This is a genomic window from Bacillus sp. ISL-39 (assembly GCF_018613295.1).
GTDB lineage: Bacteria > Bacillota > Bacilli > Bacillales > Cytobacillaceae > Mesobacillus.
Genome location: NZ_JAGGQM010000020.1, coordinates 77,943 through 86,932, shown reverse-complemented (window position 1 = coordinate 86,932; position 8,990 = coordinate 77,943). Strand labels below are relative to the sequence as shown.

Below are 8,990 nucleotides of genomic sequence, written 5' to 3'. Positions count from 1 at the left end.
CGTTCGAGGACTTAACCAAATAGATTACTCGTTCTTCTTGTTTTCTTCTTACAAACATTATCTAGTTTTGAGGGAATAAAGTTTTTTGCGATAGCAAAATAACTATAATTACCTCTTGAAAAATGCATAAAAGGCAGTATAATAAATATTGTCCTTAAAAATTGTCTGGTGGCGATGGCGAGAAGGTCACACCCGTTCCCATACCGAACACGGAAGTTAAGCTTCTCAGCGCCGATGGTAGTTGGGGGTTTCCCCCTGTGAGAGTAGGACGCCGCCGGGCAATAATGCATGATCATTTTAGATAACTTCTAAGATGTGGCATTCGAATCATCTGCAAGAGTTATGAAAAATTACCATTATTCCGCAGTAGCTCAGTGGTAGAGCACTCGGCTGTTAACCGAGCGGTCGTAGGTTCGAATCCTACCTGCGGAGCCATTATCTCTAAATGACGAAAGTCATTTGAGCTGGCAGCAAAATGCTTCCATAGCTCAGCAGGTAGAGCACTTCCATGGTAAGGAAGAGGTCAGCGGTTCGAGCCCGCTTGGAAGCTCTGAAAATATTATTATATGGCCCCTTGGTCAAGCGGTTAAGACACCGCCCTTTCACGGCGGTAACACGGGTTCGAATCCCGTAGGGGTCACCAGATTTTTTTCGCCTAGGCGAAAAAAATTATCCTTTAAAAAAGCATCAGCGAACATATTATGGAGGATTAGCTCAGCTGGGAGAGCATCTGCCTTACAAGCAGAGGGTCGGCGGTTCGATCCCGTCATCCTCCACCAAGTTATTTCGCGGCTAGCGAAATAACATCATTAGTTTCGCGTTAACGAAAATAATCTACATTAAAATGCCGGTGTAGCTCAATTGGTAGAGCAACTGACTTGTAATCAGTAGGTTGGGGGTTCAAGTCCTCTTGCCGGCACCATCTTTCTAACTTACCTGAATAAACTTCAGCGGAAAGATGCGAGAAATCCCAAGGGATTTTGAGCATGTACCTGGTTAGGAAGTTTTAGTATGTGGAGGGGTAGCGAAGTGGCTAAACGCGGCGGACTGTAAATCCGCTCCCTCAGGGTTCGGCGGTTCGAATCCGTCCCCCTCCACCATTTTTAATACATATTAAAATTGGACAAGCTACTAATGTCCTTTTTATTTTTTTCATTGGGCTATAGCCAAGCGGTAAGGCAACGGACTTTGACTCCGTCATGCGTTGGTTCGAATCCAGCTAGCCCAGCCATTTTTGAGCCATTAGCTCAGTCAGTTGCTTGCTTCATTGATGAACTTCAGCGGCAACTTGCGAGAAAGACTGAAAGTCTTTTGAGCACAGGACCCAAGCAAAACTTGTTTAGGGTTCCATATAGATTTGAGCCATTAGCTCAGTCGGTAGAGCATCTGACTTTTAATCAGAGGGTCGAAGGTTCGAGTCCTTCATGGCTCACTCATGTTAAGACCCCTAAGAATAAACTTAATCCTTTATTTTTAGGGGTTTTATTTATATAATAAAATTATGCGGAAGTAGTTCAGTGGTAGAATACAACCTTGCCAAGGTTGGGGTCGCGGGTTCGAATCCCGTCTTCCGCTCCAAATGGGGCCTTAGCTCAGCTGGGAGAGCGCCTGCCTTGCACGCAGGAGGTCAGCGGTTCGATCCCGCTAGGCTCCACCATCACACTACATAAATACCATTTCTAGTCATAAATCCAACCGGGTTTATGGCTTTTTTTATTTTTCATTCAAAAGAGTTTAGACAAGTTTGAATGAAAAGAACCCAAAGCTGTCAAGAAAGTACTGTTATTATGACAGCTTTCAGTTGGAAAAGCTCAAAGCTGTCAAGAAAAAGCGGTTATTGTGACAGGTTTCAGGTAGTAGAGCTCAAAGCTGTCCAGAATCCTTTATTACTCCGACAGCATTTGCTTTCTCCATACATCAAGTCTATTTCCAATTCGAGGCAAAGCTGAGATAATTTTTTCCCAAGATCGATAAATTCACTCAATTCCAAACCGTATATATATTCATGAAATTGTCCAGTTGAGTCATTCGATTGAAAGCGTTTAAAATAAGGAGTAGACGAGAGATAGCAAGGGGGAGAAAACAATGAAGAAACTTTCGATTATTGGCATGCCTATGGATTTGGGTCAGATGAGAAGGGGAGTCGACATGGGCCCAAGTGCAATCCGTTATGCTGGAATAAATGAAAGACTGAGAGTGTTATTTGATGAGATTGAGGATTTGGGAGATATCGCAGTTGGCAGACCAGAGGTAAAGATTGATCCTAACAGCAATCTTCGCAACCTGGAATTAGTTGCTGAGAAAAATAGTTTGCTTGCTGATGAGGTAGACAAGATCATAGAATCAGGATCATTCCCACTTGTGTTAGGCGGCGACCATAGCATTGCGATAGGGACATTGGCAGGTGTATCCAAGCATTATAAGAACCTGGGTGTCATCTGGTATGATGCGCATGGGGACTTGAATACAGCGGAAACTTCTCCGTCTGGTAATATCCACGGAATGCCGCTGGCTGCGAGCCTGGGTTTGGGTCACGAGATGCTGACTCAATTAGGCGGGTTTGCGCCAAAAGTAAAGCCAGAAAACATTGTCATTATCGGAGCGCGTGCGCTGGACGAGGGTGAGAAAGACCTGATTAAGGAAATGGGCATTAAAGTATTCACAATGCACGAAATCGATCGTCTCGGAATGGCTGCGGTGATTGAGGAAACAGTCAACTATCTTAAAGATAAGACGGATGGTGTCCACCTTTCTCTTGATCTGGATGGGCTGGATCCAACAGATGCACCGGGTGTCGGTACGCCGGTAACCGGAGGCATCAGCTATCGTGAAAGCCACCTGGCTATGGAGATGCTGGCTGAATCAAAAATCATCACATCAGCTGAATTTGTCGAAGTCAACCCAATCCTTGATGAAAAGAACAAGACAGCTGTCGCGGCAGTGGCATTGATGGGGTCTTTATTTGGTGAAAAACTTTTGTAATGCCGATATAGTTTGGGAATAGGGTCATATTAGTGAAAAAAATAGGAGCAGCGGCCAGGTGGCTGCTGCTCTCTTATTATTAATATAGGAATGTCTTTTTTGAAGATAAGTGATAATATTTATTTAGTAAATGGTCGAGTTTAGTGCTGATGTCTACAACCCGTTGATTTGACAGCGAGGTTTTTGCAGCTAGTTCAACCATTTCTTTACGGCAATTTTCAATATCCTTCAGCAATGTTTCTGCACACATTGATTAACTTCCTCGCTTTCACAGAAATATAGTTCATTTATACCCCTGAAAAAAACTTTTTAAACCAAACTGGTAAAAATTTGTTAATATTGACTTAGCGTGTTTTTTAGCTTTTTTCGCAAATAAGTCAGTTAGTAGATGATTTTGTCAATTACATACATAAATAAAGTTTTTATAAAAAAAACGAAACCTTTTACGGAATCGATTCGTATATCGATTAGCCGCATGAAGCGCGGAGGTAAACTAATGGAGACAATCGTAAAACACAGAATAAAGCAAGTACTCAAGGGAGACCAGAATGCCTATGGAGAGATTGTTGAGGTATACAAGGACAAGGTATTTCAACTTTGCTACCGTATGCTCGGGAATCGGCACGAGGCAGAAGATATTGCACAGGAGGCTTTTATCCGTGCATATATCAATATTAACAGCTTCAATCAAAACTTGAAGTTTTCTACATGGCTGTATAGAATAGCTACTAACCTATGTATTGACCGGATCCGCAAAAAGAAACCAGATTATTTCCTTGATGCGGAGGTACCTGGAACAGAAGGCTTGACGATGTATTCCCAGGTTCCATCTGAAACACCCTTACCAGAGGATGAAGTAGAAAGTATCGAATTGCAGGATACCATCCAAAAGGAAATTTCAAAACTACCCGATAAATATCGGTCTGTAATCGTATTAAAGTATATTGAAGAACTCAGCCTGAATGAGATCAGTGAAATTCTGGATTTGCCGCTTGGCACCGTGAAGACGAGGATCCATCGAGGAAGAGAAGCCTTAAGGCAGCAGTTGCGACACGTATAAGGTGAGGTGAAAGAATATGAAATGTTCCGAACAAATTATCGACTATATGCATGAATATTTAGATGAAGAAATCTCCGAAGAACATGAAAAGATATTAAGAGAGCATCTGCAAAGCTGTTCAGATTGCCAGGAATACTTCAGGGAGCTGAATAAATCAATCGCTCTTGTACAGAGCACCTCCCATATCCAGGCACCAGATGATTTTACTTCAAAAGTGATGGCCGGCCTGCCGAAGGAAAAGAAAAAGACGGAAATCCAACGTTGGTTCAGGAGCCATCCATTGTTAACAGCTGCCTCGCTTTTCCTGGCGTTAATGACTGGCAGCGTTTTTTCGACTTGGAATGAAGAACACCAGTTTTCCGTATCGAAGCAGCCTAATCTGATTGTTGAAAATGATACAGTAATCGTGCCTGAAGGGGAAGTCGTCAAGGGTGATGTCGTTGTCAGGAATGGCAAGGTGAAAATTGAAGGCGAGGTCCAGGGTAATGTCACAGTGATTAACGGTGAGAAATACATGGCTTCAGCAGGCAATGTCACTGGTGAAATAACAGAGGTCAATGAAGTGTTCGAGTGGATCTGGTACCATATTAAGAAGACAGCTAAAAATACGGCAGATCTTTTTGAGAACGACGAAAAGGAACAGTCATTCCAATAGGAATGGCTGTTTTTTAAGGCCCCTTTTTGCAAGGATTGGTTGGGGGTCAGCAGACAAGTGCACTGCAGTGGACATCATTATAATTTGAACAAAGCTTATGGTATAATAAAAAAGTTACCTTTGTTTATAGCTGAAACAGATTGGTCCTCTTTTGTATTTTTTACAAAGGGCGATTTTGCATTGTATGATTTTTACACCGCATTTCGAAAGGCTTCGGAGACCTTTCTTTCTGCTCCTTAACTGGCTGTGCACTCGAAAACCCTGAAGCCGATTTTTTACTTTTCTATAGTTAACAACAAAGTTACGAAAGAAGCCTTTTAAAAAGGCTGATGAACCTTCAGGGCAGTTTCATAGACATCTGAAGGAGCCTTACTAAACTACTGGAGGAAGTGCAATGTCGTTTGCGGATTTCGATTTTTTAGAATATCTAGCTAATATTGTTGACATTCTCCTGGTTTGGTTCGTCATTTATAAGCTGATTGCAATTATTCGAGGTACGAAGGCTGTCCAGCTTTTAAAAGGGATTTTTGTCATCCTGATTGTAAAGTTTATCAGTGATTACTTCGGCTTGAATACGCTCAGCTGGATGATGGAACAAGTACTAACCTGGGGATTCCTGGCCATTATCATCATCTTCCAGCCCGAATTGCGGCGGGCACTCGAACAGCTCGGCAGAGGGCGGCTTTTTTCCAGATCAGGTCTGCAGGAAGAGGAAGACGAAGAGAAGATGGTGGAGGCCATTATCAAGGCAACCGATTATATGGCTAAGCGCCGGATCGGGGCATTGATCTCAATTGAAAGAGAAACAGGAATGAGTGATTACATAGAGACAGGCATCCAGCTTCAATCAAAAATCTCTTCTGAACTGTTGATTAATCTTTTTATACCGAATACGCCGCTTCATGATGGAGCTGTAGTGATACAGAAAAACATTGTTGCCGCGGCTGCTTGTTATTTGCCGCTGTCGGAAAGTCCGTTCATTTCGAAGGAACTGGGTACAAGGCACAGGGCCGCGCTCGGAATCAGTGAAGTAACCGACAGTATCACGATTGTCGTATCTGAGGAAACAGGGAATGTATCGGTTACCCGAAATGGCGAACTTTACAGGGACTTGAGCGGGGAAACGCTAAGGGAACTGCTCACAGCCGAGCTGGTTTCGCCATCAAGAATCAAGCAGGCAGCTTCTACCCGCTGGAATTGGAGGGGGAAGAAAAATGGATAAATGGATGGATAATCCCTGGTTCATAAAAGTCGTTGCTCTGGTTCTTGCTGTCTTGCTGTTTGGATCTGTACCTAAAAACGATCCAGATAAGCCTGGCGATGTGAATGTACCATCAGATGAAAAGGTAGAGACGGTTGAAGACGTGCCGGTAAAAAGGATTTATGATACCGATACTTTGGTAGTATCCGGGGTTCCTGAAACAGTTTCCGTAACGCTTCAAGGACCGAAAAATCTTGTGCAGCAGGCGAAGACACTGAGGAATTTCGAGGTGTTCGTTGATTTAACAGATGCCGAAATCGGCAATCAGCGGGTCCCGATCACGATTAAAGATGTCTCAGACCGCCTGACCGTTACCATCGAACCTGGGTATGCAAATGTGTCAATCCAGGAGAAGGTTACGAAGGAATTCAGTGTGGAGGCGGAATTCAACGCGAATATAGTGGAGGAAGGTTATATAGCTGAAAAGCCGTCGGTAAAACCTAATAAAGTCCAAATAACAGGTGCAAAGGATGTTATCGACAGAATCACTTATGTGAAAGCAACTGTCAATTCTTCGGGGAAGGTATCAGACACCATCACACGAGAAGCAAGTATTCTTGCTCTGGATAAAGATATGAATAAACTTGATGTTGTTGTCGAACCTGGCGTTGTCGAGGTAACGATCCCGATTAAAAGCTCAAGCAAAAAGGTACCAATTGATATTGTCCGGAAAGGAACTCCTCCAAGCGGGGTAACAATCGATTCAATCACTTTGGAAACGAAGGAAGCTGAGATCATCGCTGACCCAAGCGTTCTTGAGAAATTTGATCGTGTCAGGGTCGAAGTGGATGTGAGCAAGATTGAGGAGGATACGGATATCACCCTTCCAGTCATTATTGGCGAAGGAATTGTCCGGGTTTCGCCTGAAACGGTAAAAGTGGCCGTAAAAGTCACAAAGGCTTCCGAGATAAACATTTCTAATGTTCCAATTGAAATTGATGGGATGGATACCGGCTATGAAGTCAATTTCCTTGATCCCGCAGACGGCCAGACAAATTTGATCGTTTCTGGACCGAGTGATATTGTTTCGGCTCTGTCACCCGATGATTTTAAAGTCTTGATCGATGTGTCGGAGCTTGAGGAAGGGAATCATGAAGTCGAGATGAAGGTGACAGCACCTCAAAATATAACGTGGAAACTGGCTAAAGAAACGGCCAGTATATCGGTTGCGAAAAAAGATGCGTAATGACTGCAATTTTTCATACAAGGAGAGATTCTAAGAATGGGTAAATATTTCGGTACAGACGGAGTACGTGGTGTTGCGAACAGCGAATTAACGCCAGAATTAGCTTTCAAGCTTGGCCGCTTCGGAGGCTATGTCCTTACAAAGGAGCATGATCGCCCTAAGGTGTTGATCGGAAGGGACACACGTATTTCCGGACATATGCTTGAAGGAGCGCTGGTAGCCGGTCTATTATCAATCGGAGCGGAAGTCATGAGGCTCGGCGTTATCTCAACTCCAGGAGTGGCCTATTTAACGAAGGCCCTTGGCGCGCAGGCTGGCGTCATGATTTCGGCCTCTCACAATCCGGTAGCGGATAATGGAATTAAATTCTTTGGGCCAGATGGATATAAGCTATCTGATGATCAAGAGAATGAAATCGAACAATTGATGGATATGGACAAAGATGAGCTGCCTCGTCCTGTAGGTGCTAACCTTGGACAGGTAAATGATTACTTTGAAGGCGGCCAAAAGTACCTTCAGTATCTAAAGCAATCTGTAGATGAAGAGTTCACAGGTCTGCATATCGCGCTTGACTGCGCACATGGGGCAACCTCATCATTGGCTACGCATTTGTTTGCTGACCTTGATGCTGATACTTCTACAATGGGCGCATCGCCTAATGGCTTGAATATTAATGATGGTGTCGGATCGACACATCCGGAAGCCCTTGCTGAATTCGTAAAGGAAAAGGGAGCAGATTTAGGCCTTGCTTTTGATGGAGATGGCGACCGCCTGATTGCGATTGATGAAAAAGGAAACATCGTTGATGGCGACCAGATCATGTATATTTGCGGAAAATTCATGAAGGAACGCGGCCAGCTGAAACAGGGTACTGTGGTATCGACTGTGATGAGCAATCTTGGTTTTTACAAAGGCCTTGAGGAACATGGAGTTCAAAGTGTTCAAACAGCGGTCGGCGACCGTTATGTAGTGGAAGAAATGAAGAAGAACGGATATAATCTCGGCGGCGAGCAATCCGGCCATATCATCTTCCTGGATTATAACACCACCGGTGACGGGCTGCTTACAGGCTTGCAGCTTGCCAACATCATGAAAGCAACAAATAGGCCGCTTTCTGAGCTGGCAGGGGAAATGAAGAAATTCCCTCAGGTTCTTGTGAATATCAGAGTGACGGATAAACACCACGTAACTGATAACGAGAAGGTAAAAGAAGTAATCGAACAAGTTGAAGCAGAAATGAACGGCAACGGCCGTATCCTTGTTCGTCCTTCAGGTACCGAGCCATTGGTGCGTGTCATGGCAGAAGCAGCCACAGCAGAGCTTTGCGAAGAATATGTAAGACGAATTGCTGTCGTTGTTGAAGAAGAAATGGGATTAAAAGAATAGGAATCAGTCATATGCATAAGGGCTCCGACACATAAATGAGCTCTTATGCATATTTATTTAGGAAGGGAGTTTTTAGTCGGCCGGTATAGGGTAATTGTACGGGAGGGCTGTTTTCCTTTGTTTTCTATTGACGGATAGATACGTATCATGTATGATAATCCTGTTTTTGCAAATAAGGCGGATTGTGCAGCATAAGCCTTAAAAACAAATTTTATCGAAAGGTGTGCAGAGGTAGATCAATGGAAAACTAAAGCGCCAGGACTAATCCTTGACCGAAAATGTGGATTAGTTGACGAGGTGGAGGTTTATCGAAGTTTCGGCGGATGCCTCCCGGCTGAAAGCACAGCCGCGAATTCCATCTTCAAAACATTAGGGCAACTTAATGCACAAAAAGATGGGGATGCTAAAACTAAAGAGGATTGGATTTACGAAGTCTGACCTCAAACCAATTATATGAGAT

At 43.7% G+C, this 8,990-nt stretch carries 7 protein-coding genes, 10 tRNA genes and 1 rRNA gene; 17 read left to right on the top strand and 1 reads right to left on the bottom strand.

Annotated features, from left to right (window positions below; genetic code table 11):
• The first annotated feature begins 164 nt into the window (after positions 1–164).
• From rrf to rocF, 12 genes are all read left to right on the top strand, one after another.
• Positions 165–280: ribosomal RNA gene (gene rrf, locus J7E37_RS15640) — 5S ribosomal RNA — on the top strand.
• Positions 281–360: 80 nt separating this feature from the next.
• A tRNA-Asn gene (locus tag J7E37_RS15635) sits at positions 361–435 on the top strand.
• 42 nt (positions 436–477) lie between these two features.
• Positions 478–550 (top strand) — tRNA-Thr (locus tag J7E37_RS15630).
• 18 nt (positions 551–568) lie between these two features.
• A tRNA-Glu gene (locus tag J7E37_RS15625) sits at positions 569–643 on the top strand.
• A gap of 60 nt (positions 644–703) precedes the next feature.
• A tRNA-Val gene (locus J7E37_RS15620) sits at positions 704–779 on the top strand.
• Positions 780–846: 67 nt separating this feature from the next.
• Positions 847–922: transfer RNA gene (locus tag J7E37_RS15615), tRNA-Thr, on the top strand.
• A 93-nt stretch (positions 923–1,015) separates the two neighbouring features.
• Positions 1,016–1,100: transfer RNA gene (locus tag J7E37_RS15610), tRNA-Tyr, on the top strand.
• Positions 1,101–1,156: 56 nt separating this feature from the next.
• Positions 1,157–1,231, top strand: a tRNA-Gln gene (locus J7E37_RS15605).
• 128 nt (positions 1,232–1,359) lie between these two features.
• Positions 1,360–1,432, top strand: a tRNA-Lys gene (locus J7E37_RS15600).
• 71 nt (positions 1,433–1,503) lie between these two features.
• Positions 1,504–1,578: transfer RNA gene (locus J7E37_RS15595), tRNA-Gly, on the top strand.
• 3 nt (positions 1,579–1,581) lie between these two features.
• A tRNA-Ala gene (locus J7E37_RS15590) sits at positions 1,582–1,657 on the top strand.
• Positions 1,658–2,085: 428 nt separating this feature from the next.
• Positions 2,086–2,982: an arginase gene (gene rocF, locus J7E37_RS15585; protein WP_214740384.1), complete on the top strand. Its 897-nt coding sequence runs from the start codon at positions 2,086–2,088 to the stop codon at positions 2,980–2,982.
• A 79-nt stretch (positions 2,983–3,061) separates the two neighbouring features.
• Here rocF and J7E37_RS15580 read toward each other — a convergent pair whose 3' ends face one another.
• A complete protein-coding gene (locus tag J7E37_RS15580) occupies positions 3,062–3,232 on the bottom strand; it encodes an aspartyl-phosphate phosphatase Spo0E family protein (RefSeq protein ID WP_215024933.1) in 171 nt (56 codons plus the stop codon).
• 246 nt (positions 3,233–3,478) lie between these two features.
• Here J7E37_RS15580 and sigW point away from each other — a divergent pair, with 246 nt between their 5' ends.
• The 5 genes from sigW to glmM all read left to right on the top strand — a co-directional run bounded on the left by sigW (position 3,479) and on the right by glmM (position 8,530).
• The gene (sigW, locus tag J7E37_RS15575; RefSeq protein ID WP_214740388.1) at positions 3,479–4,042 is read left to right on the top strand and encodes an RNA polymerase sigma factor SigW; all 564 of its coding nucleotides are present in this window, start codon (positions 3,479–3,481) and stop codon (positions 4,040–4,042) included.
• Between the two features lie 16 nt (positions 4,043–4,058).
• Positions 4,059–4,697 (top strand): anti-sigma factor family protein, encoded by a 639-nt coding sequence (locus J7E37_RS15570; protein ID WP_215024930.1) that lies wholly within the window; start codon positions 4,059–4,061, stop codon positions 4,695–4,697.
• 394 nt (positions 4,698–5,091) lie between these two features.
• Complete coding sequence (gene cdaA / locus J7E37_RS15565; RefSeq protein ID WP_214740392.1) at positions 5,092–5,919, top strand: diadenylate cyclase CdaA; 828 nt, start codon at positions 5,092–5,094, stop codon at positions 5,917–5,919.
• Positions 5,912–7,144 carry a CdaR family protein gene (locus tag J7E37_RS15560; protein ID WP_215024927.1) on the top strand — a complete coding sequence of 411 codons (1,233 nt, stop codon included), beginning with the start codon at positions 5,912–5,914 and terminating at the stop codon, positions 7,142–7,144. Before cdaA ends, J7E37_RS15560 begins: the two co-directional genes overlap by 8 nt.
• Before the next feature lie 36 nt (positions 7,145–7,180).
• Positions 7,181–8,530 carry a phosphoglucosamine mutase gene (gene glmM, locus J7E37_RS15555; protein ID WP_215024924.1) on the top strand — a complete coding sequence of 450 codons (1,350 nt, stop codon included), beginning with the start codon at positions 7,181–7,183 and terminating at the stop codon, positions 8,528–8,530.
• Positions 8,531–8,990 lie beyond the last annotated feature (460 nt).

Bases quoted from the DNA above. Each gene is read 5' to 3' on its own strand.
- rocF (WP_214740384.1), top strand. From the start codon at position 2,086: ATGAAGAAACTTTCGATTATTGGCATGCCTATGGATTTGGGTCAGATG.
- J7E37_RS15580 (WP_215024933.1), bottom strand. From the start codon at position 3,232: ATGTGTGCAGAAACATTGCTGAAGGATATTGAAAATTGCCGTAAAGAA.
- sigW (WP_214740388.1), top strand. From the start codon at position 3,479: ATGGAGACAATCGTAAAACACAGAATAAAGCAAGTACTCAAGGGAGAC.
- J7E37_RS15570 (WP_215024930.1), top strand. From the start codon at position 4,059: ATGAAATGTTCCGAACAAATTATCGACTATATGCATGAATATTTAGAT.
- cdaA (WP_214740392.1), top strand. From the start codon at position 5,092: ATGTCGTTTGCGGATTTCGATTTTTTAGAATATCTAGCTAATATTGTT.
- J7E37_RS15560 (WP_215024927.1), top strand. From the start codon at position 5,912: ATGGATAAATGGATGGATAATCCCTGGTTCATAAAAGTCGTTGCTCTG.
- glmM (WP_215024924.1), top strand. From the start codon at position 7,181: ATGGGTAAATATTTCGGTACAGACGGAGTACGTGGTGTTGCGAACAGC.